The organism is Blautia sp. AM28-27 (assembly GCF_003480905.1).
Lineage (GTDB): Bacteria > Bacillota > Clostridia > Lachnospirales > Lachnospiraceae > Fusicatenibacter > Fusicatenibacter saccharivorans.
Map to the genome: position 1 here is coordinate 454,446 of NZ_QUJK01000002.1, position 23,880 is coordinate 478,325.

Annotated in this window: 21 protein-coding genes and 3 pseudogenes; 21 read left to right on the forward strand and 3 right to left on the reverse strand. The window is 49.2% G+C overall.

All coding sequences use genetic code 11. The features are described 5' to 3' along the window. The first annotated feature begins 31 nt into the window (after positions 1 to 31). The 9 genes from infB to DW743_RS06265 all read left to right on the forward strand — a co-directional run bounded on the left by infB (position 32) and on the right by DW743_RS06265 (position 9,859). Positions 32 to 2,641 (forward strand): translation initiation factor IF-2, encoded by a 2,610-nt coding sequence (infB, locus tag DW743_RS06225; protein ID WP_334291847.1) that lies wholly within the window; start codon positions 32 to 34, stop codon positions 2,639 to 2,641. A gap of 15 nt (positions 2,642 to 2,656) precedes the next feature. Beyond that, positions 2,657 to 3,043, forward strand: coding sequence for a 30S ribosome-binding factor RbfA (rbfA, locus tag DW743_RS06230; RefSeq protein WP_022462931.1), 387 nt, complete (start codon positions 2,657 to 2,659; stop codon positions 3,041 to 3,043). Then, positions 3,030 to 4,013, forward strand: a complete 984-nt coding sequence (locus DW743_RS06235) for a DHH family phosphoesterase (RefSeq protein WP_117760940.1) — start codon at positions 3,030 to 3,032, stop codon at positions 4,011 to 4,013. Before rbfA ends, DW743_RS06235 begins: the two co-directional genes overlap by 14 nt. Before the next feature lie 72 nt (positions 4,014 to 4,085). Further along, entirely contained in the window at positions 4,086 to 5,012 is a 927-nt protein-coding gene (gene truB, locus DW743_RS06240) for a tRNA pseudouridine(55) synthase TruB (RefSeq protein ID WP_117760891.1), read from the forward strand. Further along, the gene (locus DW743_RS06245) at positions 5,009 to 5,944 is read left to right on the forward strand and encodes a bifunctional riboflavin kinase/FAD synthetase (protein ID WP_117760893.1); all 936 of its coding nucleotides are present in this window, start codon (positions 5,009 to 5,011) and stop codon (positions 5,942 to 5,944) included. Before truB ends, DW743_RS06245 begins: the two co-directional genes overlap by 4 nt. Before the next feature lie 286 nt (positions 5,945 to 6,230). Beyond that, positions 6,231 to 6,497, forward strand: coding sequence for a 30S ribosomal protein S15 (gene rpsO, locus DW743_RS06250; protein WP_022462935.1), 267 nt, complete (start codon positions 6,231 to 6,233; stop codon positions 6,495 to 6,497). A gap of 208 nt (positions 6,498 to 6,705) precedes the next feature. Continuing rightward, positions 6,706 to 8,802, forward strand: a complete 2,097-nt coding sequence (locus tag DW743_RS06255; protein WP_022462936.1) for a polyribonucleotide nucleotidyltransferase — start codon at positions 6,706 to 6,708, stop codon at positions 8,800 to 8,802. 100 nt (positions 8,803 to 8,902) lie between these two features. Beyond that, a complete protein-coding gene (gene nrdG, locus DW743_RS06260) occupies positions 8,903 to 9,397 on the forward strand; it encodes an anaerobic ribonucleoside-triphosphate reductase activating protein (RefSeq protein WP_022462937.1) in 495 nt (164 codons plus the stop codon). A gap of 27 nt (positions 9,398 to 9,424) precedes the next feature. Then, the gene (locus DW743_RS06265; RefSeq protein ID WP_022462938.1) at positions 9,425 to 9,859 is read left to right on the forward strand and encodes a dUTP diphosphatase; all 435 of its coding nucleotides are present in this window, start codon (positions 9,425 to 9,427) and stop codon (positions 9,857 to 9,859) included. Positions 9,860 to 9,998: 139 nt separating this feature from the next. On the opposite strand, the gene DW743_RS06270 is transcribed toward DW743_RS06265, so the two are convergent. Then, complete coding sequence (locus DW743_RS06270; protein ID WP_022462939.1) at positions 9,999 to 10,964, reverse strand: NYN domain-containing protein; 966 nt, start codon at positions 10,962 to 10,964, stop codon at positions 9,999 to 10,001. A 258-nt stretch (positions 10,965 to 11,222) separates the two neighbouring features. Here DW743_RS06270 and DW743_RS06275 point away from each other — a divergent pair, with 258 nt between their 5' ends. Together DW743_RS06275 and DW743_RS06280 are read left to right on the forward strand one after the other, a co-directional pair. Next, positions 11,223 to 11,432, forward strand: a complete 210-nt coding sequence (locus DW743_RS06275) for a helix-turn-helix transcriptional regulator (RefSeq protein ID WP_055228608.1) — start codon at positions 11,223 to 11,225, stop codon at positions 11,430 to 11,432. Further along, positions 11,429 to 12,220, forward strand: a complete 792-nt coding sequence (locus tag DW743_RS06280) for a DUF3169 family protein (RefSeq protein WP_117509183.1) — start codon at positions 11,429 to 11,431, stop codon at positions 12,218 to 12,220. Before DW743_RS06275 ends, DW743_RS06280 begins: the two co-directional genes overlap by 4 nt. 80 nt (positions 12,221 to 12,300) lie before the next feature. Here DW743_RS06280 and DW743_RS06285 read toward each other — a convergent pair whose 3' ends face one another. Continuing rightward, positions 12,301 to 13,671: an MATE family efflux transporter gene (locus DW743_RS06285; RefSeq protein ID WP_117760895.1), complete on the reverse strand. Its 1,371-nt coding sequence runs from the start codon at positions 13,669 to 13,671 to the stop codon at positions 12,301 to 12,303. A gap of 554 nt (positions 13,672 to 14,225) precedes the next feature. Between DW743_RS06285 and DW743_RS06300 the strand changes: the two genes are divergently transcribed. The 5 genes from DW743_RS06300 to DW743_RS06320 all read left to right on the forward strand — a co-directional run bounded on the left by DW743_RS06300 (position 14,226) and on the right by DW743_RS06320 (position 18,494). Continuing rightward, complete coding sequence (locus DW743_RS06300) at positions 14,226 to 14,630, forward strand: ATP-binding cassette domain-containing protein (protein ID WP_117760897.1); 405 nt, start codon at positions 14,226 to 14,228, stop codon at positions 14,628 to 14,630. A gap of 154 nt (positions 14,631 to 14,784) precedes the next feature. Continuing rightward, positions 14,785 to 15,237 (forward strand): GtrA family protein, encoded by a 453-nt coding sequence (locus DW743_RS06305; protein WP_117509180.1) that lies wholly within the window; start codon positions 14,785 to 14,787, stop codon positions 15,235 to 15,237. A 76-nt stretch (positions 15,238 to 15,313) separates the two neighbouring features. Further along, positions 15,314 to 15,613: a DUF1294 domain-containing protein gene (locus DW743_RS06310; protein WP_055228600.1), complete on the forward strand. Its 300-nt coding sequence runs from the start codon at positions 15,314 to 15,316 to the stop codon at positions 15,611 to 15,613. A 32-nt stretch (positions 15,614 to 15,645) separates the two neighbouring features. Further along, the gene (locus tag DW743_RS06315; RefSeq protein ID WP_117760899.1) at positions 15,646 to 16,938 is read left to right on the forward strand and encodes a DNA polymerase Y family protein; all 1,293 of its coding nucleotides are present in this window, start codon (positions 15,646 to 15,648) and stop codon (positions 16,936 to 16,938) included. 197 nt (positions 16,939 to 17,135) lie between these two features. After that, a complete protein-coding gene (locus DW743_RS06320) occupies positions 17,136 to 18,494 on the forward strand; it encodes an MFS transporter (protein WP_117760901.1) in 1,359 nt (452 codons plus the stop codon). A gap of 108 nt (positions 18,495 to 18,602) precedes the next feature. Here the strand turns inward: DW743_RS06320 and DW743_RS19025 are convergent. Beyond that, positions 18,603 to 19,258 (reverse strand): annotated as a pseudogene (locus DW743_RS19025) (SulP family inorganic anion transporter); the annotation flags it as partial. A 240-nt stretch (positions 19,259 to 19,498) separates the two neighbouring features. Here DW743_RS19025 and yfcC point away from each other — a divergent pair. From yfcC to DW743_RS19030, 5 genes and pseudogenes are all read left to right on the forward strand, one after another. Then, positions 19,499 to 21,019 carry a putative basic amino acid antiporter YfcC gene (gene yfcC / locus DW743_RS06330; protein WP_022462924.1) on the forward strand — a complete coding sequence of 507 codons (1,521 nt, stop codon included), beginning with the start codon at positions 19,499 to 19,501 and terminating at the stop codon, positions 21,017 to 21,019. 15 nt (positions 21,020 to 21,034) lie between these two features. Then, positions 21,035 to 22,183, forward strand: coding sequence for a beta-aspartyl-peptidase (iadA, locus tag DW743_RS06335; RefSeq protein WP_117760903.1), 1,149 nt, complete (start codon positions 21,035 to 21,037; stop codon positions 22,181 to 22,183). Positions 22,184 to 22,335: 152 nt separating this feature from the next. Next, positions 22,336 to 23,235, forward strand: a complete 900-nt coding sequence (locus tag DW743_RS06340; RefSeq protein ID WP_117760905.1) for an endonuclease NucS domain-containing protein — start codon at positions 22,336 to 22,338, stop codon at positions 23,233 to 23,235. Positions 23,236 to 23,325: 90 nt separating this feature from the next. Then, positions 23,326 to 23,640, forward strand: a pseudogene (locus DW743_RS06345) (hypothetical protein); the annotation flags it as partial. A gap of 146 nt (positions 23,641 to 23,786) precedes the next feature. Beyond that, positions 23,787 to 23,880, forward strand: a pseudogene (locus tag DW743_RS19030) (IS200/IS605 family transposase); the annotation flags it as partial.

A 23,880-nucleotide genomic window follows, 5' to 3' on the forward strand; every position in this document is an offset into this window, starting at 1 on the left:
AAGATCATTGGAAAAGAAAGATACAGAAAATATGGAAATGAAGAAACCGGAAGAGCAGGCAAAACCGAAGAAAAAGAAAATTATTTCCGTTGTGCGTCCGCAGAACGCAACAAGTAAAGAAGCAAAAGAGTTCACAAAGAACCAGGGACAGAAAAAAGACCGTCCGTCCCGCGGAAACGGCCGTCCGGAAGGAAACCGCAATGGAAACGGAAGAAGCGAGGACCGTCCGAACCGTGGAAACGGAAACGGCGGAAATGGAGATCGTCCGAACCGCAATGGAGACCGTCCGCAGGGAGAGCGCCGTTTCAACAATAACGGAGACCGTCCGAACCGCAATGGAGACCGTCCGCAGGGAGAGCGCCGCTTCAACAATAACGGAGACCGCCCGAACCGCAGCGGAGACCGTCCGCAGGGAGAACGCCGCTTCGGCGGAAACAATGGAGACCGCCCGAACCGCAGCGGAGACCGTCCGGGAGGAGACCGCAATAACGGCGGAAGAAGTGGAAACGGTGAGAGAAGCGGAAGACCATTCGGTGAGCGTTCCGCACGTCCAAACGGAGGCAGACCGGGAAATAATGGCGGAAGACCGTTCGCAGGAAAGGATGATGATTCCCAGAATCAGAACCGCCGTCCGGGAGGAGACCGCCGCAGAACCGAGCATAAGAGCTCTGCAGGCGATACAATGAGCCTTGGCATCAAGAAGCCAGGCCGTGATACAGGAAGAAAAGAAAAAGACAAAAACAAAGATTCTTTAAGAGAAAATAAATTCAGTGAAGACAGAGGAAGAGGCGGAAACCGTCCGAACCAGGGACATCATCAGCAGTCCAGACTCCCGAAAGCGCTCCAGAAACCAGTCAACAAACCGAAACAGGAAGCTCCGAAGGACGAGGTAAAGGAGATTACCCTGCCGGAGAAAATGACCATCCGCGAGCTGGCTGAGAAGATGAAAATGCAGCCGGCAGTCATCGTAAAGAAACTGTTCATGGAAGGAACGATGGTTACCGTAAACCATGAGATCGATTTCGAAAAAGCACAGGAAATCGCGCTTGATTATAACATCATCGCTGAGCCGGAAGAGAAAGTCGATGTGATCGAAGAGCTCTTAAAAGAGGACGAAGAGGATGAAAAAGACATGGTTCCGCGTCCGCCGGTAGTCTGCGTTATGGGACACGTTGACCACGGTAAAACATCTCTTCTGGACTGCATCCGGAACACCCATGTCACCGACCGCGAGGCTGGCGGTATTACCCAGCACATCGGTGCATACACCGTTTCGATCAACAAACAGAAGATTACGTTCCTCGATACCCCGGGACATGAGGCATTCACCGCTATGCGTATGCGTGGAGCCAATGCAACGGATATCGCCATTCTCGTTGTCGCAGCAGACGACGGTGTGATGCCGCAGACCGTTGAGGCAATCAACCATGCAAAAGCAGCCGGCGTTGAGATCATCGTTGCGATCAATAAGATCGATAAACCAGGCGCAAACGTAGAGCGTGTAAAACAGGAGCTCTCCGAGTACGAACTGATTCCGGAGGACTGGGGCGGAAGCACCGTATTCGTTCCGGTATCTGCAAAGAACAACGAAGGTATCGACGATCTGCTTGAGATGATCCTTCTGACTTCCGAAGTGCTCGAGCTGAAAGCAAACCCGAACCGGAAAGCAAGAGGTCTTGTCATCGAGGCTGAGCTGGATAAAGGAAAAGGACCGGTTGCTACCATTCTGGTACAGAAAGGTACCCTGCATGTCGGCGATTACATCGCAGCAGGCGCATGCTCCGGTAAAGTCCGTGCGATGATGGATGATAAGGGACGCCGCGTCAAAGAGGCAGGCCCGTCTACTCCGGTTGAGATTCTCGGACTTTCCGATGTTCCGAACGCAGGAGAGATCCTCGTTCAGACCGATAACGATAAAGAAGCAAAGAACTTCGCAGCAACCTTCGTGGCAGAGAACAAGAAGAACCTGCTTGAGGAGACAAAAGCGAAGATGTCCCTGGATGATCTGTTCAACCAGATTCAGGAGGGTAACTTAAAAGAACTGGCACTTGTTGTCAAAGCCGATGTACAGGGATCTGTCGAGGCAGTAAAACAGAGTCTTGTCAAACTCTCCAACGAGGAAGTTGCCGTACGCGTCATCCACGGCGGTGTCGGTGCGATCAACGAGTCCGACGTTATGCTGGCAACCGCATCTTCCGCCATCATTATCGGATTTAACGTACGCCCGGATGCGAACGCAAAATCCATGGCAGAGCAGAACGGCGTAGACATCCGTCTGTACCGTGTCATCTACCAGGCAATTGAGGATGTTGAGGCAGCCATGAAGGGTATGCTTGAGCCGGTTTACGAAGAGAAAGTTATCGGCCATGCCGAGGTACGTCAGCTCTTCAAGGCATCCGGTGTCGGAACGATCGCCGGAAGCTATGTACTGGACGGAACGTTCCAGAGAGGCTGCAAAGTTCGAATCAGCCGCGAAGGAAACCAGATCTTCGAAGGAAATCTGGCATCCCTCAAACGTTTCAAAGACGATGTCAAAGAAGTGCGCTCCGGCTATGAGTGCGGTCTTGTATTTGAAGGATTCAACGATCTTCAGGAGTTCGATCAGGTCGAGGCTTATATCATGGTAGAAGTGCCGAGATAGAAATGAGGAATTAAGTTGAGAAAAAACAGTATTAAAAACACCAGGATCAACGGGGAAGTACAGAAAGAGCTTTCCAACATCATCCGGAACGAGATCAAGGATCCGCGCATCGGAATGATGACCTCTGTCACAGCGGCAGAGGTAGCGCCGGATCTGAAGACGTGTAAAGTATATATCAGTGTGTTTGGCGATGATGAGGCGAAGAAAGAAACCATCCGCGGCTTAAAGAGCGCGGAGGGCTTCATCCGCCGTATGCTGGCCAAGACCATTAACCTCCGCAATACACCGGAGCTGACCTTTGTCCTGGATGAGTCGATTGAATATGGCGTTACGATGTCGAAACTGATTGATGAAGTAACACACAAAGAAGACAAAAAGGATGAGGAAAATGAAGAAAATTGATGAAATTCTAAACGGAGTCTCCTGCATGGCCATCGCCGGACACGTTCGTCCGGACGGTGACTGCATCGGTTCCTGCCTGGGATTATACCAGTATCTTCGCGACAATCGGCCGGAGATTCAGGCAGATGTCTATCTTGAGGATCCACGGCCGGAATTTTCCTATCTTCCGGGCTTTTCTGAGGTAAAGACAAGCTGTGAAGAGAAAGCGTACGACCTTGTGGTCCTTCTGGATGTATCCAGCGAGGAGCGCATCGGCGTTGCCGCACCGCTTCTTGCAAAAGCGGGAAAGACGATCTGCATCGATCACCATGTGACGAATACAGAATATTGCGAAATCAATCACGTAGAGCCGGATGCAAGCTCTGCCTGCGAGGTGCTGTTCGGGCTTCTGGAGGAAGAAAAGATCTCCGAGCCGTGCGCCGAGGCGCTGTACACCGGTATTGTGACCGATTCCGGCGTATTCCAGTACAGCAGCACCTCTCCGCACACGATGCGGGTTGCGGCCGCTCTGATGGAAAAGGGAGTTCCGTTTACCAGAATCATCGAGGATGCATTCTTCAAGAAAACATACGTACAGAACCAGATTATGGGACGCACGCTGACAGAGAGCATCATGCTTCTCGACAAGCAGTGTATTGTCGGTATCGTGCGGAAGAAGGTCATGGACTTCTATGGCCTGACAACGGGAGATATGGACGGCATTGTCAGCCAGTTAAAAAATACAGAAGGCGTTCACGTAGCGATCTTCCTGTATGAGCTGGAGCCGCAGGTCTTCAAAGTAAGCCTCCGCTCCGACGAGCTGGTTGATGTGAGCAAAATCGCAGCCGTATTCGGCGGCGGCGGCCATATCCGTGCGGCTGGCTGCACGATGTCAGGTTCTCCGTATGATGTAATCAACAATCTGACTCTGTATATCGAAAAACAGCTTCTTGCAGAAGAGGAAGAAGAGACGACAGAGGAAGAAGCATAAACAGGAAACAGCCGGGCGCAGAAAATATATCCACGCCCGGTTTTCTTGTGAAAAAGAGGGAGACAAAACAACATGATAAACGGAGTTCTGAACGTATGGAAAGAGGCGGGATTTACGTCGCATGACGTGGTTGGGAAGCTGCGCGGCATCCTGCACCAGAAAAAAATCGGCCACACCGGAACCCTAGACCCGGATGCGACGGGCGTGCTTCCGGTCTGCATTGGAAAGGGAACGCGTCTCTGCGATATGCTGACCGATGAAACGAAGACGTATGAAGCGCTGCTTCACCTTGGAATCGCAACGGATACGCAGGACATGAGCGGAACCGTGACAGCAGAAGCGCCGGTGACCGTGACGGAAGAAGAGGTGCGGGACTGCATCGCCTCGTTTGTCGGGGAGCAGCAGCAGGTGCCGCCGATGTATTCCGCGCTGAAGGTTAATGGAAAGAAACTCTACGAGCTGGCGCGGGAAGGCATCGAGATCGAGAGGAAGGCCCGCACGGTGCACTTTTACGAGATCAGCATTCTGGAAGTGAAGCTTCCGCTGGTGCGCATGGAGGTAACGTGTTCGAAGGGAACGTATATCCGCACCCTGTGCCACGATATCGGCGAAAAACTGGGCTGCCACGGATGTATGGAGCAGCTGATCCGCACGAGAGTCGGCCAGTTTGACCGAAACGGAGCGCACACGCTTGACGAGATCGCAGCGATTGTCGGTGAGGGCCGCCTTTCGGAGATCCTCGTGCCGGTCGATGAAATGTTTGCCGCGCTGCGCAGCTTTGCGACAGCGGACGATCATGCGAAAAAGCTTGCGGAAAACGGAAATCCGCTGAAACCGGCGCAGATCCGCGAAATCGGGGAAACTGCTTCCGGCGGGGACTTCGCAGAAGACGAGGAGTTCCGCCTTTATCTCGATGGCGGAACGTTTGTCGGTATTTATCAATACAGACCATCACAAAACTTAACCAGACCGGTCAAGTTATTTCTGGAGAGAACATGAGATATCTAACAAAAACACTGGATTTTGACAGCAGAGGGGACAGCGTTGTAACCCTGGGAAAATTTGACGGCCTCCACCGGGGGCATATGCTTCTGATCCGCCGTGTCCTTGCAATCGGCAGAACGGAAGGACTGGAAACGGTTGTGTTTACGTTTGACGTGCCGCCGCAGTCGAAAGTGCAGCATGTCAAGCCGCATCAGCTGCTGACGAATGAGGAGAGAAGAGCCCGCCTCGAACAGCTTGGCATGGACTGCCTTGTGGAATGCCCGTTTGTGGATGAAGTGATGCACATGACGCCGGAAGCCTTTATCAAAGAGATTCTGGTGGATAAGCTGCACGCGAAAAAAGTTGTTGTGGGAAAGGATTTCGGTTTTGGCTACAAGAGAAGCGGCACAGCCGAAATGCTGAAAGAAATGGGCCCGTCCCTTGGTTTTGAAACCGAGATCATCGAAAAAGCAGAGGAAAACGGCCGCGAGATCAGCAGCACCTGGGCACGGGAAGAGCTGGAACAGGGCAATATGGAAGCCGTGAGCGGTCTGCTCGGCTACGATTACGCGGTTCACGGCGAGATTGTCCACGGTCATGCACTCGGCAGAACGATCGGCGTGCCGACCATCAATCAGATCCCGCCGGCAGAAAAGCTGCTTCCGCCGTTCGGCGTCTACGTTTCCGAGGTGAAAATCGAAGGAAAAATTTATTACGGTATCACAAACATCGGTGTTAAGCCGACGGTACAGGAAAAATTTACCGGCGTGGAGACGAATCTTTTTGACTGCAGCGAGGATCTCTATGGAAAACAGGCGGAGGTTTCTCTGTTAAAATTTCTGCGCCCGGAGCAGAAATTTGTTTCGATCGACGCGCTGAAAAACCAGCTCGATCATGATGTTGCGGCAGGAAAAAAATATGTAGAAAAAAAGTTCGCTCAGCAGTGAAACACTCGCTGTTTCGCTGCGTAAGAAAGTGATTCAGGTGTGAGCAGCTCTCCTTTTGCGAAGCAAAACTTAAAATGAGAGCTGCGAAAGTTACAGTTCGGAGAACTGTAACTACGTGAAAATTCATCGCGAAAACATCTGATTTTAGTATTTACAATTCGAAAAGCGTATGCTATACTAATCGAGTATGTGGGACAAAAAAGATCCCCGGACCCTGATTCAGAGGCAGGACACTCCGACCACTTCTTAGTCAGCGGTGCAATCAAAATAATAGGAGGAATTTAAAATGATTTCGAAAGAAAAAAAACAGGCAATCATCAAAGAGTATGCAAGAACTGAGGGAGATACAGGATCACCGGAAGTACAGGTAGCTGTTCTTACCGCAAGAATCGAGGAGCTCACTGAGCATCTGAAAGTTCACCACAAAGATCATCACTCCAGAAGAGGTCTTCTGAAAATGGTTGGTCAGAGACGTGGTCTGCTTGACTACTTAAAGAAAACTGATATTGAAAGATACCGTGCTTTAATCGAGAAGTTAGGAATCAGAAAATAATCAGCTTGGAACAACGGGCGGGATACATTTTCCGCCCGTTTCTTTGCTTGTAAGATCAAAGACAGCAAACGACATGGAGCCATTCTGGGCGCAGGAATTTTATCCGAGACCACTGAAAAACACATTGAAAGCTGCATCTTGTCCGTATTCCGGTGTGCTTTTCAGTTGTTTCGGAAATTCTGCTCAGAAGAAAAAAAGGAGATTATTTATGTACAAGAGTTTTTCTATGGAACTGGCAGGCAGAACCCTGACCGTAGACGTAGGCCGTGTAGCAAAACAGGCAAACGGCGCAGCATTTATGCATTATGGCGATACTGTAGTTCTTTCTACAGCAACCGCATCTGAGAAACCGCGTGATGGCATCGACTTCTTCCCATTAAGCGTTGAGTACGAAGAGAAGATGTACGCCGTTGGAAAAATCCCGGGCGGATTCAACAAAAGAGAAGGAAAAGCAAGCGAGCACGCAATTCTGACCAGCCGTGTCATTGACCGTCCGATGCGTCCGCTGTTCCCAAAAGATTACCGCAACGATGTTACCTTAAACAACATGGTAATGTCCGTAGATCCGGAGTGTGATCCGGAAGTAGTCGCAATGCTGGGTTCCGCAATCGCAACCTGCATTTCCGACATCCCGTTTGACGGTCCGTGTGCCATGACTCAGATCGGTATGATCGACGGCGAGTTCATCGTAAACCCGACTCTCGCACAGAAAGCAGTATCCGACCTGAAACTGACCGTAGCTTCCACCAGAGAGAAAGTCATCATGATCGAAGCCGGAGCAAAAGAGATTCCGGAAGCAAAAATGATCGACGCCATCTACAAAGCACACGAAGTAAACCAGGAAATCATCAAATTCATCGACAGCATCGTAGCAGAGGTTGGAAAACCGAAACACGCTTATGAGAGCTGCGCTATTCCGGAAGAGCTGTTTGCAGCGATCAAAGAGATCGTTCCTCCGGCCGAGATGGAAGAGGCTGTTTTCAGCGATGACAAACAGACAAGAGAAGAAAACATCCGTGTCATCACCGAGAAACTCGAGGAGGCATTTGCCGACAACGAAGAGTGGCTGGCAGTATTAGGCGAGGCTGTTTACCAGTATCAGAAAAAGACTGTTCGTAAGATGATCTTAAAAGACCACAAACGTCCGGACGGCCGTGCGATCACAGAAATCCGTCCTCTGGCAGCAGAGGTTGACATTATCCCGCGTGTTCATGGTTCCGCTATGTTCACCCGTGGACAGACTCAGATCTGCAACGTAACAACACTGGCTCCGCTTTCCGAAGCACAGAAACTGGACGGACTGGATGAGTTCGAGACCTCCAAACGTTACATGCATCAGTACAACTTCCCGTCCTACTCTGTAGGTGAGACAAAACCGTCCCGCGGACCGGGACGCCGTGAGATCGGCCATGGTGCTCTGGCAGAACGTGCCCTGGTTCCGGTACTTCCGACCGAGGAAGAGTTCCCGTACGCAATCCGTACCGTATCCGAGACCTTCGAGTCCAACGGTTCTACTTCCCAGGCAAGTATCTGTGCATCCACCATGTCTCTGATGGCTGCCGGTGTACCGATCAAAAAACCGGTTGCAGGTATCTCCTGCGGTCTGGTAACAGGCGAGACCGATGATGATTACCTCGTACTGACCGATATCCAGGGTCTCGAAGACTTCTTCGGCGACATGGACTTTAAGGTAGCTGGTACCCACGACGGAATCACTGCAATCCAGATGGATATCAAGATCCATGGACTGACCCGTCAGATCGTAGAAGAGGCGATTGCCAGAACGAAACAGGCAAGAGAGTACATCCTGACCGAGGTTATGGAGAAAGCGATCGCAGAGCCGCGTAAGACGGTCGGCGAGTTCGCTCCGAAGATCATCCAGATGATGATCGACCCGCAGAAGATCGGTGAAGTTGTCGGCCAGAGAGGAAAGACCATCAACGCCATCATCGATGAGACCGGCGTAAAGATCGACATCACAGATGACGGTGCAGTTTCCATCTGCGGAACCGAGCAGGCTATGATGGATCAGGCAAAGAAATATATCGAGATCATCGCAAGCGACTTTACCGAGGGACAGATCCTGACCGGAAAAGTTGTCAGCATCAAAGACTTCGGTGCTTTCCTTGAGTTCGCACCTGGAAAAGAAGGTCTGGTACACATCTCCAAGCTCGCCAAACAGCGTGTTGAGAAAGTAGAAGACGTTGTCAGCCTTGGCGATGTTGTAAAAGTAGTCTGCATGGGCAAAGATAAGATGGGCCGTGTAAGCTTCAGTATCAAGGATGTTCCGGCAGACGCGAAATAAATAGATCTGCCAGACGATAAAGAGCGGGGAACACAGAAAAAGGGATCTGCAAAACGGTTCGTTTTTCTGTGTTTTCTTATGTCCAATAGGAGTGAAAGCTATGAGATACCATAATATAACGAAAGACGATATGCTGAACGGAGACGGCCTGCGCGTCGTGCTCTGGGTCGCCGGATGCGGTCATCACTGCAAGGGATGTCAGAATCCGATTACCTGGGATCCAAATGGCGGCATCCCGTTTGATGACGCGGCAAAGGCAGAAATTTTTGAACAGCTGGACAAGGACTACATTTCCGGCATCACCTTTTCCGGCGGAGATCCGCTGCATGAGGCAAACCGGGCGGATGTGACGGCTCTGGCAAAAGAGATCAAGGAAAGATATCCGAAAAAAGATATCTGGGTTTACACCGGATATGAGTGGGAATCCGTCTGTGATCTGGAACTGATGGATTACACGGACGTGGTTGTGGACGGCCGCTTTATTCTTGCCCAGAGGGACGTTACCTTGGAATGGAAGGGCAGCCCGAATCAGAGAGTCATTGATGTGAAAAAGACGAGAGCACGCGGCGAAGTCGTACTGTTCGGCGAAAAGTAGTCACGCAAAAAGAAAAGGAGACGCTTTATGGAAACCATTAAAATTCAGTATTTAAACGATGAAATTGAGCGCCTGCGCTATATCGACGGAAAGTCCGACTGGATCGACCTGCGCGCGGCAGAAGAAGTAGAGTTAAAGGCCGGAGAATTCAAGCTGATCCACCTCGGCGTTGCCATGCAGCTGCCGGAGGGCTACGAGGCGCATATTGTGCCGAGAAGCAGCACCTTCAAGAACTTCGGTATTATCCAGACGAACCACTGCGGTATCATCGATGAGAGCTACTGCGGACCGAACGACTGGTTCTACATGCCGGCGTATGCCCTGCGCGACACCGTGATTCATGTGAATGACCGCATCTGCCAGTTCCGCATCGAGAAACACCAGCCGACCATCGGCTTTGAAGAAGTTGACCACTTAAACGGCGAGGACCGCGGCGGAATTGGAAGTACAGGAAAAAGATAACAACAGACGAAATAAAAAGAGCCTCCGGGTGTCAGAAAATCTGACATTTCCGGGGGCTTTTTGTTGCGGGCACACCAAACATGTACATGGTATATCAAGCACGATCCGGATCCGGCGAATCTGGTTTATGTTTTAAATGCTATTGTTTCATCTGTACCGTATTGTTTGTGATTTTGAATTTTTTGAAACTGTTGATAAAACTTGAAATCCTGCTATATCCATACTGCTTCACATCGAAGCCCGGGAAACGGTTCCGCAGGGCATCGTGAATAATGCTGAGGTTGTCGATATGGCCTCCGTTGGAGCAGATCAGATCCGTGATACATTTTTCAATCTGCTGGCGCGATACGGTGTTCTGGCGTTCCTTTACGAGGTAATTATGACCGGTTTTCAGCACTTCGATATCGTTCATGCTTTCTAGAAACGTGGAAAGTTTGGAATAACCGTAATTTCGAACGTCAAACTCTGAGAATTTCTTCTGCAGGATACTGCCGATCTCACTAAGTGTCGTATTTTTTCCGTGATCATTGTTCTCTGTCAGTACACGGGAAACCGTCCGCTCGATTTCTGCCTTGCTTGTAATGGAAGGGGGTTCGTCCTGAGAAGTGCCGTAGCGCGCCGGATTTTCCGAGACAGCGGTAATCGCAGGGGAGATATCGTCCTCGTTCTGGGAAATGATTTCGAGAATTTTAAAGGCATCGCACGCAACGCGGAAGGAAGAAGGGGTTTTCTGCTCGCCCATGCCGAGCACAAACATGCCGGATTCACGCAGACGCTGCGCCAGCTTGGTAAAATCAGAGTCCGAAGAAACCAGGCAGAAGCCCTCCACATTTCCGGAGTAGAGGATGTCCATGGCATCGATGATCATCGCGGAGTCAGTTGAATTTTTTCCGTTCGTATTGCTGTACTGCTGGATCGGATTGATCGAGTAGCGCAAAAGCTGCTCTTTCCAGCTCTTTTTCGAGATATCGGTCCAGTCCCCGTAGATCCGTTTGTACGTGGCAACACCCTGGTCGGAAACCTCGTCCAGGATATATTTGATGTATTTCGGGGAAACATTGTCCGCATCGATCAATACGGCAAACCGGCTGTCTTTCTGTTCCATAGATTCTGTCCTTTCTGCGGCTTGAATAGTTACGAAAATAGATATCTCTAGTTTAGTACATTTCGGCCTACAAATCAACCGGGAGTTTAACCGAATCAAGTAAGTCCCCTGCTTCCATTGCGAATATCTGCTTGACAATGACAAAAAAACTTGTCAAAACTATTGACAAATAAAGTTGTCAATAGTAGAGTAGTAGATGACAAGAAAAGTTGTCAAATAGAGAGCTCATCTAAAAATAAAGTGAAAGGAGATACTGCGATGCCGCTGTACAATCAGTTAAAAGAGTACCGTTCGAAGCTTGGCATCAACCAAACCGACCTTGGAAAAATGGCGGGAGTATCGAGACAGACCATCAGCCTGATTGAGCGGGGAGACTATTCACCGTCGGTGACACTGGCATTAAAACTTGCAAAAATCTGTGAAGTAAAAGTAGAAGATATTTTTCAATATGAGGAGGATGAACCATGAAAGAAAAACAGGGGAACAAACCAAATTCCTACGGAAAGCTGACGAAGCGGATGCTGATTTATCTGGGAATCGGCGGAGTCTGCGGTTTTTTTGTCGGAATTTTTATGACGTTCGGTGTGAAAAATGGCATGAGTGATCTGAGCGATCTGGTCCGCCCGCTGGCACTGCCGATCATTGCGGTAATTTTCGTTGTAAGCATTGTCCTGATGGAATTTTACAGCCGGAAATTAAAGGATACGATGAAGCATCTCGAAGAAGCAGAGGATGAACAGTACGAAGTCTTAAGCTATGAAGAAGAGAAATACGGCGCGATGCTGATGAACTGCAATGTGATTTCGCAGGTCTGCGATATCATCGTGCTGACATTTACCTTTTCCCGTTCTTGGCTGGAAGAAGCATCGGGAAAAGAGCTCGCCGGATTCCTGGCAACCTGTGCTCTGTTTTGTATCAACTTCTTTCTCTATGGCTATTATCAGATGCGTTATGTAAAAATGGTTCAGGCAGCTCACCCGGAGAAGAGAGGCGATATGAACTCAAAAAACTTCCAGAAAGACTGGATGGCAAGTTGCGATGAGGCAGAAAAAGAGATGGTATATCAGAGTGCCTATAAGGCCTATATGGCGCTGGGCAAGATGATTCAGATCCTGCTGTGTGCGACGATGATCCTGCATCTGGTGTTCCATACCGGTATTCTCGCAGTCATTGTCGTGGGCGTCATTTATCTGACGATGACACTCACATATCATCGTTCCTGTGTAAGTCTGCAGAAAGCAAAACTGAATCTGTAATCCTGTAAATACAAAAAACTGCGTGGAATGCATTTCAGAATCGTGCATTCCGCGCAGTTTTGCGTTTGGTATGAAAAATGTCAGCTGATCGGAGCCGTCGGTATCTTTGAATTATACTTTTTGTCGATATCCTTCATGACAAACAGATACGAAACACCGGTAAAGACAGCTGCCGTCACCCAGGCTGCCGGGTCACAGAAGCAGGCGAGCGGATAGCTGATGACTTTTATGGCAATCACAGCTACAATAAGGCGCGCAAAGAGTTCAGAAACACCGCCCATCATAGGTAGAAAGCCGTAGCCGCAACCCTGCATTGCATTTCGGAAAATAAAGATGGTGCAGAGCGGTACATAAAAAAGAGCACACATATAGGAATAAGTCTTTGCCCATGGCATCATGGCGGCCATATCGACATCACCCGAGAAGAAGAGGGAAAGACATGGCTTCAGAAGAAGGAAGACGAGAACAGCGGCTGCGATCGAATATGTGATGGAAGTCAGAAGTGCAGCGCGAACTCCCTTTTTAATCCGTGGAATATCGCCCTTTCCGAAATTTTGCCCGCTGTAGGTTGCCATCGTCTGTCCCATTGCGGAAAAGCCCTGTGTGACCAGATTCTGCAGCTTACAGGCCGCCGTAAAAGCGGCAACTGCCTCCGAGCCGAACAGGTTAATGGCAGCCTGCATAATCATTGTACCGGATGCGGTGATGGCAAACTGGAGTGCCATCGGAATGCCCATCGAGAGCTGATGGCGGGAATCTGCCGCATGAAGCTTCCAGTGGTGTTTTTCCGGCCACATATCCGGCATGGAGCGATAAATATAAAAAAGACAGAGCACAGCAGAAATTCCCTGGGAGAAAACGGTTGCATATCCGGCTCCCGCAACGCCCATTTTAAAACGAATGATGAGAAGCAGATCCAGAAGAACATTTAATACAGCCGAAAAAATCAGGAACATCAGCGGAGTCTGGCTGTTTCCTACTGCACGCAGATAGGAGGAAAGCAGATTGTAAAAAATCGTAGCGATCAGGCCACCGCAGATAATCATAATATAGGTATAAGCGTCCTGAAAAATATTTTCCGGTGTGTTCATGAGATGCAGCAATGGCCGCATGGAGATCATGCTGAAGAATGTCAGGACAACTGTGAAAAGGAGAGCCAGTAGAATGCCGTTTGCCACACTTCGCTTTACTCCGCGCGTATCCTTTGCACCGAACCGTTGCGATGTCAGAACCGTAAAGCCTGCTGTGATGCCCTGCGCAAATCCAAGCACCAGGAACATAATCGTTCCCGTAGAACCAACTGCAGCCAGTGCATCCGCTCCGACATATCGGCCAACGATAATCGTGTCTGCCATGTTGTAGAGCTGCTGGAAAATATTTCCGATAATCAGCGGCAGCGTAAACTGCAGAATGACCGGAAGCGGACTTCCCTTTGTCATGTCTTTTTCCATGAGAAAACCTCCTCGAAATGATGGTAAAATAAGTTTTATCTTCGCTTAAAACGAAAGTTATTTTATCACATTCTGAAGAGGTTGTCATATCCTTATTTTGACATTTTTTCTGCGAAATTTGACGAAGGGAAAAGTGAACGACTTGAATAGACAGTTATAAAAATTTGTCATATGCAGACTTTATTTTTTCCGCCATTTGCTGCAGCCTTTGCGCGCGTAGACCGAAAATACGAACTGCAAGATCACCGCAGGAAAGTATAGTTGCGCCGCCGTCAATTTTCGGATCGGAGGCAAGAAATTCCCGGATTTCATCCAGAAGGGTATCTGCGTGCTCCGATCGTGAGAGAAAGAGATTTACGTCTCGAGTCCCTGCGAGTGTGAATACGTACCGATTGGAAATAAAGCATCGTTGATCTGAAGAAGATAAAAATTAAGTTCGGACATAAAAAGTCTCCTGAAAATCATAAGATACGGAATGAGCCTGCCCGCGAAAAGAGGTCGGCCCATTCTTCCGAAGGTACGGACAAAAACCGCATCAGTGATGATGGTTGTGGATGGATGCGGAAATCCGCTGGTCAAAATCGAGCTTTTTCACCTCTTTTTCTTCACCGGGCTCAAAACGGACCGAAGTTCCGGAGGGAAGAATCACCGGACTTATCGGAAAAAACGGAGCAGGAAAGAGCACGGCGATCCGCCTGATGCTCGGCCTTGTAAAAGCGGAGAGCGGAACGATCGAACTCTTTGGAAAACCGATCACAGAGATCACACTGCAGGACCTGCAGAAAATCGGTGTATCGCTGGCAGAGTCGGGCTTCAACGGGCAGTTTACGATCGCGGAGCTGCTTGGCACCATCACGGGAAACGTTCCTGGACAGGCGGGAATTTTTGCGGTAAGCATCGCAGTTGTGCTGATTTCGTATGGGATCAGTGTAAGATTTATGGAGAAACGGGAGATTTAGAGAAATTCAAAGACGCCGGATTTCATGTTTGTATGTGAAATCCGGCGTTTTTGACGTGAGGAAAAACAATACGGAAACTTGAAAAAACTGCCGTGATATGGTATTCTCATAGAGTCGTTGACTCGAAAATAATAGAAGAAACAAGAGGAAAAACATGAAGAAATTATTTGCACAGATTGTGAAATTCGGTATCGTCGGCGTTATCAGCTTCGGCATCGACTACGTGACCGGTCTTATTGTCCTGAATCTTGTGATGGCGCTGACTTCCAGCTCTTACTTTGAAGCGGCATCCCTCATCGGTTCCGTTGCCGGATTTACCGTATCGGTCATTGCAAATTACATTTTAAGCTTCAAATTTGTCTTTGAGCGGAAAGAAGAAATGAACAAAAAAGTCGAGTTCATCACCTTTGTCGTCCTTTCCCTGATCGGCATGCTGCTCAACAGTTTCCTGATCTGGATCGTCGTAGGCCCGATCTACGGCGGTAATGTTGCACTGCAGCAGAACATAGGCCATAACCTGATCTACACAATCGCGAAAGTATTCGCGACGGCGATTGTTATGGTATACAATTTTGTGACCAGAAAAATATTTCTGGAGAAAAAGTAATTTTGAAAAGAGTTTGAAAAAGGCAGCGCAGAAAAACGCTGCCTTTTTTGAAAAAAGAAAGGCTGGTGCGTAAAAAATGGAACATTCGATCTTACAGACAGTATTGTGGAGTTACCTGATTTGTATTAATATCATTACCATAGCAGTCTATGGAATCGACAAACGAAGTGCGGTGCGGGGAAAATGGAGAATCCGCGTTTCCACCTTGCTTGGACTTGCGGCAGCCGGCGGCTCGGTGGGAGCCTTGCTGGGCATGCACCTGTTTCATCACAAGACAAGAAAAAAGAAATTCACGATTGGAGTCCCGCTGATGCTGGCGGCGCAGATCCTTCTTCTTTTCTTTCTGGCAAAAGCAGGTCTGCTGTTTTTTGCATAGAGAGCAGCAGAATTTGAAAGAGGGTTAAAAAAATGAGAGAAGAACAAACGAAGGCGACAACAGAACGCCTGATTTTTCACGTAGATGTCAACAGCGCCTTTTTATCCTGGGAGTCGGTGCGGCGGATCAAAGAGGGACTGCCGGATCTGCGGGACATTCCTGCCTGTATCGGCGGCGATCCGACGAAGCGGACAGGAATCGTTGTGGCAAAGTCGATCCCGGCGAAAAAATGCGGTGTCCAGACCGGTGAACCTGTGGCAATGGCACTGCGGAAATGTCCGAACATGGTCATTGTCCCGAGTGATTTCGACCTCTACGTCAGGTGTTCCCGTGCCTTCAAGAAAATCTGCGCCGCCTACACCCCGGTCATGGAATCCTTTTCGATCGATGAGGTATTCCTCGATATGACGGGAACTTCCCTTCTGTATCCGGACCCGATTGCGGCGGCGCACGAAATCAAGGACCGGATTTACGAGGAGCTTGGATTTACCGTCAATATTGGAATCTCCACAAATAAACTCCTGGCCAAAATGGCATCTGATTTCGAAAAACCAAACAAAGTACACACTCTGTTCCCAGAAGAAATCCCCGAAAAAATGTGGCCGCTTCCGGTACGCGAGCTGTTGTTCCTCGGAAAAGCATCCGAAAAGAAACTGATCGAGGCCGGAATCCGCACAATCGGAGACTTGGCGCATGCGCGCGAAGCGGATATCCAGACGCTGATCGGCAAGAAAAACGGCCATCAGCTCTACCAGTACGCCCGCGGCATCGATGATTCCCCTGTAAAAGCGCAGCCCGATGAGGCCAAAGGCTTCAGCGCCGAGACGACCTTCAACGAGGACATCATCTCCATCGAACAGGTGAATCCGATCCTTCTCGCCCAGTGCGACATCGTAGCCGCCCGCATGCGTCGGAAAAAGAAAAAATGCACCTCCGTTTCCGTAACGTTTCGCACTCTCGAGTTTCGAAACCGTTCACACCAGACCAAACTCCCCAATGCGACAGATGTGACAGATGAAATCTACCGCTGCGCCAAACAGCTCTTCCGCGAATCCTGGAAAGGCGAGCCCCTCCGCCTGATCGGCGTCGCCGTGACCGGTCTTACCGAAGACGATTTCGAACAGCTCTCCCTCTTCGAAGATCCCGAAAAGAAGGAGAAAAGCCGTAAACTCGATGCCGCCCTCGACGCGATCCGCCAGAAATACGGCAACGACAAAGTCACCCGCGCGAGCATCCTGAACGGCACACAGGGGATTGCGAGAAAAGCGAAGGCAGAGATGAAAAATGATGCGGAAAGCTGCGAGCTGAGAAATCAGCATAGTTGATTTCCCCTGGTGAGTGGAAGAAATTCTGCGAACCTTGGAAAGCTGATAATCATCTGTGCGAGGTATCTATCCCCAACCGGGAGATTGCTGCAGGAAGGGGTTACGGAAGTCATCAAACTTGGAATCGCCTTTTCTGGAAAAAATGTAAAAATTTGGACGGTATAAAAACAGGAGAAGACAAAACAGGGGGAAGCAAAATGAAAAAATTAACAACGGTAAAGATATGGCAGTTCGCAGCAGGCCAGTTTGGATGGGCGCTGCTGTCTGGTATCATATCGAACTGGCTGGTGTACTTTTATCAGCCGGATGAAACCGCAATCAGCCAGGGACAGACGGTATTCATACCGCAGGGTCTGGTGATTTTCGGGGTTTTTACCATCATTGGAGGGATCACAGCCTTCGGAAGAATTTTTGATGCATTCACTGATCCGATGATTGCGTCCTGGTCAGATCGGTGCACTTCAAAAAACGGACGGCGGATCCCGTTCTTAAAAGGCGCGTCCCTGCCGCTGGCACTTTCCACCGTGCTGGTGTTCTGGTCACCGGTGAATGAAAACAGCTGGATCAATGCGGCATTCTTGTTTGGTATGATTCTGGCATATTACCTTTCGATCACGGCATACTGTACTCCGTACAATGCCCTGATTCCGGAACTGGGCCATACACAGCAGGAACGCCTGAATATATCCACCATCATTTCTTTCACCTTTATTGCAGGAACCGCTGTGGCCTATCTGGCACCGGCGATCTGGGGTACGCTGATTCCTTCCTTCGGAAGAGTAAATGCAATCAGGATCACTTTCACAGCCATGGCAGCGGCAGCATTCGTATGCATGCTTGTGCCGGTATTCTGCATCCGGGAAAAAGATTACGTAGATACCGTTCCCTCGAAGGATTCGGCTTTTCGTTCCCTTACAGCAACCTTTCGGAATGGAGAATTCCGGAAATTTGTAGGATCTGATATCTTTTACTGGATCGCCCTCACCATGTTCCAGACGGGCCTTCCGTTTTTCGTTACCAGTCTGCTGAAACTCCCGGAGACAATGACAACACTGTATTTTGTGGGAATGACCGCACTGTCGCTTGTCTTTTACGTTCCGGTCAACAAGCTGACACCGAAACTGGGCAAGAAAAAGATGATTCTGTTTGCATTTGCTGTTTTCAGCCTTGCATATTTTTACACAGGTTTTATGGGAAACATCCCATTCATCCCGGAAACCGTACAGGGTCTGATTCTGACAGTCGTGGCAGCACTTCCCATGGCGATTTTCGGTATTCTGCCGCAGGCAGTTGTCGCGGATATCGCACAGAGCGATGCAGTTACCTCAGGAAGCAGCCGAGAGGGAATGTTCTACGCAGCCCGGACCTTCGCTTTCAAGCTGGGCCAGAGCCTTTCCATGCTGATTTTTACCGCAGTCTCCACCATCGGAGCGGGAACTGGAACCGGCTACCGGATTGCCGCATTCGGTGCAGCTGTATTCTGCGGCGCAGGCGGACTGATACTGATGTTTTACGATGAGAAAAAGATTAACTGCGTGATCAACGGAAAAGCATAGGTCAGTACTCAGCACGGCGGCCTTTTTTATGTGTAGAAGCTATTCGGCATAAAGGAGAAAGGATCACAGGTGATACAGACCAGATGCTGCGGCAGCTGCAGTTTCACATTATCTCGAAATCAGCTCCTCCGCATGCTTTAACGCATCCGAAATATTCGAACAGAAATTTTCTTCCCCGACAAGATCCACAAAGCCGGATTTTTTCATCACCTTCATCGGCTGCTCATTCACATGAGAGAAGACGAGGGTGATCCCTTTCGATTCGCAGAGCTTCGTCAGATTCTGTAGTGCATTCATGGCTGTACTGTCGATCGCCGGTACGCTCCGCATCCGGAGAACGAGACATTTTGTGAAATCCTTTACCACGATGTGCTCAATCGCATCCGCCGCGCCAAAGAAGAGCGGTCCTGTGATCTCGTATACACGGACTTCCAGCGGCAGCTTCTGCAGATGTTCATCCACCGCCGGGGAATCATCGTCCACATAGACCCAGCTGTCGGCGTGCGTCCGCCGTTTTTGATATTTGCCGCCGTTCTGGCAATCACTCCCGTAGCCGGAATACCGCCGAAAAGCGCAGAAGCAATATTTCCGGCACCCTGTGCAATCAGCTCTGTATCCGAACGATGCTTGCTGTTGATCATGCCGTCCGCAACAACACAGGAGAGAAGCGACTCAATCGCCGCAAGCACCGCGATCGTAAACGCATTTGGAATCGCCGACTGAATCAGTTTCATGTCAAAAACCGGCAGATGAAGCGCCGGAAGCAAGAACCTTTCAAGTATAGCATAAGAGACGGGAAGCAGGAAACCTTAAAAGGAATTGTTTACCTTTCTATACAATCATGTTATGCATGACATTGCACACAGCCGGCAGAAAAATCCGAATGGAAAATTTTTCTGTCACTTTTTTGATTTTTTCAGTGACTTTCCTCTATGATCTATGGTACACTAATCCAAGCGCGTTAAAAACGAGAATAGAATATCAAATGGAGGAAATCTCAAAATATGAGCAAAAAGAAAGGCGAAGGCCTGAAATCATTCAACAGGGGATTTAACGTGCCGGATACCTACATTATCATCTTTTTTGTGGTGGTTATCGCGGCCGTCATGACCTTCCTCGTCCCGAAAGGCTATTACGAGACGGAGGATGTCACGTACCTGATGAACGGGGTAGAAAAGACCCGTACCGTCATCAAAGACGGAAGCTTCCAGTATCTGACCGATGCTGCCGGAAAACCGGTCACAGAAGGCGTTGCACTGTTCAGCGGCGACGGCGGAACCGGATTTTTCAATTACATGTATAACGGAATTATCAGCAGCTCCGCTATCGAAATCATCGCATTTCTGATGGTAGTCGGCGGTGCTTTCGGCATCATGATCCGCACCGGAGCCGTTGAAGCCGGTCTGATCGGCCTGATCCGTAAAGCAAAAGGAGCCGAAAAACTGCTGATCCCGGTCCTTTTCGTCCTGTTTTCCCTCGGCGGAGCCGTGTTCGGAATGGGAGAAGAGGCCCTTCCGTTCACCATGATCCTCTGCCCGCTGTTCGTCGCTGTCGGATACGACACGGTCATTGCCGTGCTTGTCACGTACGTCGCAACACAGATCGGCTTCGGATCCTCCTGGATGAACCCGTTCTCTGTCGGAATCGCACAGGGAATCGCCGGCGTTGACGTCTTCTCCGGCGCAGGTTTCCGTATGGTGATGTGGGTGGTGTTCACCGCTCTTGGCTGCGGCATGACCATGTTCTATGCAGCAAAAGTAAAAAAGACCCCGGAAATCTCCGTTGCTTACGAAAGTGACCAGTATTTCCGTGATCAGAACGAAAAAACAGGCATCGACGAGGGCCATTCCTTCGGCATCGGCCATATCCTAGTTCTGGTGACACTGGCTGTTACCGTTGTCTGGGTTATCTGGGGCGTTATGGCAAAAGGTTATTACATGGCCGAAATCGCAACCCAGTTCTTCATCATGGGAATTGTGGCAGGTGTGATCGGTGTCATTTTCCATCTGAATGACATGAAAGTGAACGACATTGCCGTTTCCTTCAAAGACGGCGCAAAAGACCTGATCGGCGCAGCACTCGTTGTTGCGATGGCACAGGGCATCATGCAGGTGCTCGGCGGTTCCGATCCGACCACACCGACCGTTATCAACACCATTATGTACGGCATCTCACAGGCACTGGCCGGTCTTTCCGGTGCAGCCGCAGCCGTGCTGATGTACGTGTTCCAGTCGGTCTTCAACTTTTTCGTCGTGTCCGGCTCCGGCCAGGCGGCGATCACCATGCCGATCATGGCACCGCTCGCGGACCTTCTCGGCGTATCCCGCCAGACATCCGTCCTTGCGTTCCAGCTCGGTGATGCTTTCACAAACCTGATCGTCCCGACCTCCGGCTGCCTGATCGGCTCCCTGGCGATTGCAAAAATCGAGTGGTCGAACTGGATCAAATTCATGTGGAAATTCTTAGGGATACTGATGATTGGAGCAGTCATTACGATTCTGATTGCGGTTGCCATTGGATTTTAAGAGGAGTGAGAGAAAATGATATTATTTCAGAACATAGACGTCTATGCGCCGGAATACCTCGGAAGAAAAGACGTTCTTACTGTGTATGATAAAATTGTCAAGATCGCAGATGCCGGCACGATAACGGCAGACGGCCTGCTCTTTGGCGCGGAGACCGTAGACGGAACCGGACTTGTCCTGACACCTGGCTTTGTCGACTGCCATGTTCACGTGCTCGGCGGAGGCGGCGAGGGCGGCTTTGCCAACCGCACCCCGGAGGCGACGATGGAAGGCCTGAACAAGTTCGGTGTGACAACCGTTGTCGGCTGCCTCGGAACTGACGGCATTGGCCGTGACATGTGCGCGCTCGTGGCAAAAACAAAAGGCCTCCGGGAGCAGGGCATGTCCGCCTGGTGCTACACCGGCAGCTATCAGGTTCCGGTGCGTACACTGACGGATGGAATTACGAAAGATATCATGATGATCGAAGAAATCATCGGAACCGGCGAAATCGCCATCTCGGACCACCGATCCTCACAGCCGACCTTCGAAGAATTCGCCCGACTGGCAGCAGACACGCGCCTCGGCGGTGTTCTTTCCGGGAAAGCGGGAGTGATCAATGTCCACCTTGGCGACGGTGCAAGATGTATGGAGCTGATCGAACGCGTCATCAGCGAAACCGAAATCCCGGCCAGCCAGTTCCTCCCGACCCATGTCAACCGGAATGAGAAGCTGTTCCAGAAGGCAATTGAATACGCCGTAAAGGGCGGTGCGGTCGATTTCACCGGAAATGAAGAGATCGATTACTGGGAAACTGTCTGTGATGAAGTCCGCGTGTGCAAAGGAATCCGCCGCATGCTGGATGCAGGCGTGAATCCGAAACACATCACCATCTCATCCGACGGTCAGGGCAGTCTGCCGATCTTTAATGAGAAGGGAGAATTCCTGCGGATGGGCATGGGCCAGTCGAGCTGTTTGCTGAAAGAAGTAAAAGAATGCGTGGAGAAAGCGGGAATTCCGCTGGAAACCGCAATTTCGACGATTACGGCAAACCCGGCAGAGATCCTGTCACTGAAAGGAAAAGGAAAAATCCAGGAAGGGTTTGATGCAGATCTTTGCGTACTGGATCAGGGACTGGAGATTCAGGAAGTCGTTGCACGGGGGAAGACGGTGTATCGGAAATAGCATATTGGTAATATTGGGAAAAGGTCACAGCTTTGCGGAGCTGCGGCCTTTTTTGATGGGAATGCCTGCGGAAAGAATGTTTTACAATAGTATTTTGTAAGAAGGTACGATATAATGAACATATATCTTGCGACAGGGAAGGAGAAACTGCAGTGTCGGAAATAAAACTTTTTGAGGTCGGAACGGTTGTGAAAGAGCGCACCTCTTCCACGGTAGTATTGGAGAAACAACTGCAAACAACGATAGAGCAGAACATGGAGACATTTTTCGGCGTTCGTTTTCTGAAAAGTGAATATATGATCACATCCGGAAGAATGGACAGCATCGGAATTGATGAAAATAATAGCCCAGTGATTTTTGAGTATAAGAGAAGCTCGAGCGAGAACGTAATTAATCAGGGATTATTCTATCTGGATTGGCTTTTGGATCACAAAGCGGATTTCAAACTGCTTGTGATTGAAAAACTGGGTATGGAAGTAGCAGACCAGATTGATTGGTCGGTGCCTTGTGTGATTTGTATTGCAAGTGATTTTACGAAATACGACGTGCATGCAGTGAATCAGATGCAGAGGAATATCAAGTTGGTGAAATATCGGAAATATGGGGAAGATCTGTTGCTGTTTGAACATCTGAACACACCGGTGGCAAAGCCAGTAACGGAAACATCAACCATTTCAACAACAAGTAGTACATACACACAGAAAACACATTTAGAGAAGCTGTCATCAGCAAGCAGCCATTTCAAAACATTATATACGGCGCTTTGTGACTACATCGAATCGCTAGGAGACGATCTTGTTCCAAACCAATTGAAGCTGTATTTGGCCTATAAGAAAGTGCAGAACATTTTCTGCATTGAAATTTATAACAAACAGATCCTGCTCCGAATGAAACTCGACCCGGACACTGTTGAACTGGAAGAAGGATTCACAAGAGATACCCGCGGGATTGGACATTACGGAACGGGGGAGCTGGAAGTGTCAATCAAGACGGCAGAAGACTTTCAGAAGGCAAAGAAGCTGATTGATCGGGCGTATCAGGAGACGTTATAAAGCATGGTAAAAACTGGAAAATGATGAAAAAATTTGAATTGTAAAGTCAAATACGTTACAATTTAAAGTTAGAACAGAGAGGATGAAACGGTGAAAGAAGAAATAATACAAAACATAAATCAAGGGTTGGAAGCAGCCTATATCAATGGAAATCTTGCTTCAAATCTGGAATATAAACCGAGTTTTATATCAAACAATCCAGAAGAGGGTAAAAAAGTTATTTCTTCTATTGAAGAAGAGCTACTTCGCTGTGAACAATTCCAGATTAGTGTGGCATTTATCACAATGGGAGGAATTACGCCCCTCCTGCAGACGTTAAAAGAACTCGAGCGAAAGAGAATCCCGGGGCAAATTCTTACAACGAACTACTTAGATTTTAGTGAGCCAAGAGCGTTGGCAAAACTGAATGAATTGAATGAAAAGTCTAATCCCCCAGCTATGCTGGGGAGAATAGAGTAGTCGGAAGTGGTGAGGATAACAAAATAAAGCCTCCTGTGATAGAATGAGAATGGTGTCGCAAGCCAAACTCAAAATCAAAGGAGGCGGTCCAAATGGACAATAAAAGTTTATCACATACTCGTTGGAAATGCCAGTATCACATTGTGTTTATTCCTAAAATACCGAAAGAAGGTATTGTATGGGAGA

What these genes read in the sequence shown, in the direction of transcription:
- infB (WP_334291847.1), top strand. Translation starts at nt 32, where the DNA reads ATGGAAATGAAGAAACCGGAAGAGCAGGCAAAACCGAAGAAAAAGAAA.
- DW743_RS06235 (WP_117760940.1), top strand. Translation starts at nt 3,030, where the DNA reads ATGAAGAAAATTGATGAAATTCTAAACGGAGTCTCCTGCATGGCCATC.
- truB (WP_117760891.1), top strand. Translation starts at nt 4,086, where the DNA reads ATGATAAACGGAGTTCTGAACGTATGGAAAGAGGCGGGATTTACGTCG.
- DW743_RS06245 (WP_117760893.1), top strand. Translation starts at nt 5,009, where the DNA reads ATGAGATATCTAACAAAAACACTGGATTTTGACAGCAGAGGGGACAGC.
- rpsO (WP_022462935.1), top strand. Translation starts at nt 6,231, where the DNA reads ATGATTTCGAAAGAAAAAAAACAGGCAATCATCAAAGAGTATGCAAGA.
- DW743_RS06255 (WP_022462936.1), top strand. Translation starts at nt 6,706, where the DNA reads ATGTACAAGAGTTTTTCTATGGAACTGGCAGGCAGAACCCTGACCGTA.
- nrdG (WP_022462937.1), top strand. Translation starts at nt 8,903, where the DNA reads ATGAGATACCATAATATAACGAAAGACGATATGCTGAACGGAGACGGC.
- DW743_RS06265 (WP_022462938.1), top strand. Translation starts at nt 9,425, where the DNA reads ATGGAAACCATTAAAATTCAGTATTTAAACGATGAAATTGAGCGCCTG.
- DW743_RS06270 (WP_022462939.1), bottom strand. Translation starts at nt 10,964, where the DNA reads ATGGAACAGAAAGACAGCCGGTTTGCCGTATTGATCGATGCGGACAAT.
- DW743_RS06275 (WP_055228608.1), top strand. Translation starts at nt 11,223, where the DNA reads ATGCCGCTGTACAATCAGTTAAAAGAGTACCGTTCGAAGCTTGGCATC.
- DW743_RS06280 (WP_117509183.1), top strand. Translation starts at nt 11,429, where the DNA reads ATGAAAGAAAAACAGGGGAACAAACCAAATTCCTACGGAAAGCTGACG.
- DW743_RS06285 (WP_117760895.1), bottom strand. Translation starts at nt 13,671, where the DNA reads ATGGAAAAAGACATGACAAAGGGAAGTCCGCTTCCGGTCATTCTGCAG.
- DW743_RS06300 (WP_117760897.1), top strand. Translation starts at nt 14,226, where the DNA reads ATGGATGCGGAAATCCGCTGGTCAAAATCGAGCTTTTTCACCTCTTTT.
- DW743_RS06305 (WP_117509180.1), top strand. Translation starts at nt 14,785, where the DNA reads ATGAAGAAATTATTTGCACAGATTGTGAAATTCGGTATCGTCGGCGTT.
- DW743_RS06310 (WP_055228600.1), top strand. Translation starts at nt 15,314, where the DNA reads ATGGAACATTCGATCTTACAGACAGTATTGTGGAGTTACCTGATTTGT.
- DW743_RS06315 (WP_117760899.1), top strand. Translation starts at nt 15,646, where the DNA reads ATGAGAGAAGAACAAACGAAGGCGACAACAGAACGCCTGATTTTTCAC.
- DW743_RS06320 (WP_117760901.1), top strand. Translation starts at nt 17,136, where the DNA reads ATGAAAAAATTAACAACGGTAAAGATATGGCAGTTCGCAGCAGGCCAG.
- yfcC (WP_022462924.1), top strand. Translation starts at nt 19,499, where the DNA reads ATGAGCAAAAAGAAAGGCGAAGGCCTGAAATCATTCAACAGGGGATTT.
- iadA (WP_117760903.1), top strand. Translation starts at nt 21,035, where the DNA reads ATGATATTATTTCAGAACATAGACGTCTATGCGCCGGAATACCTCGGA.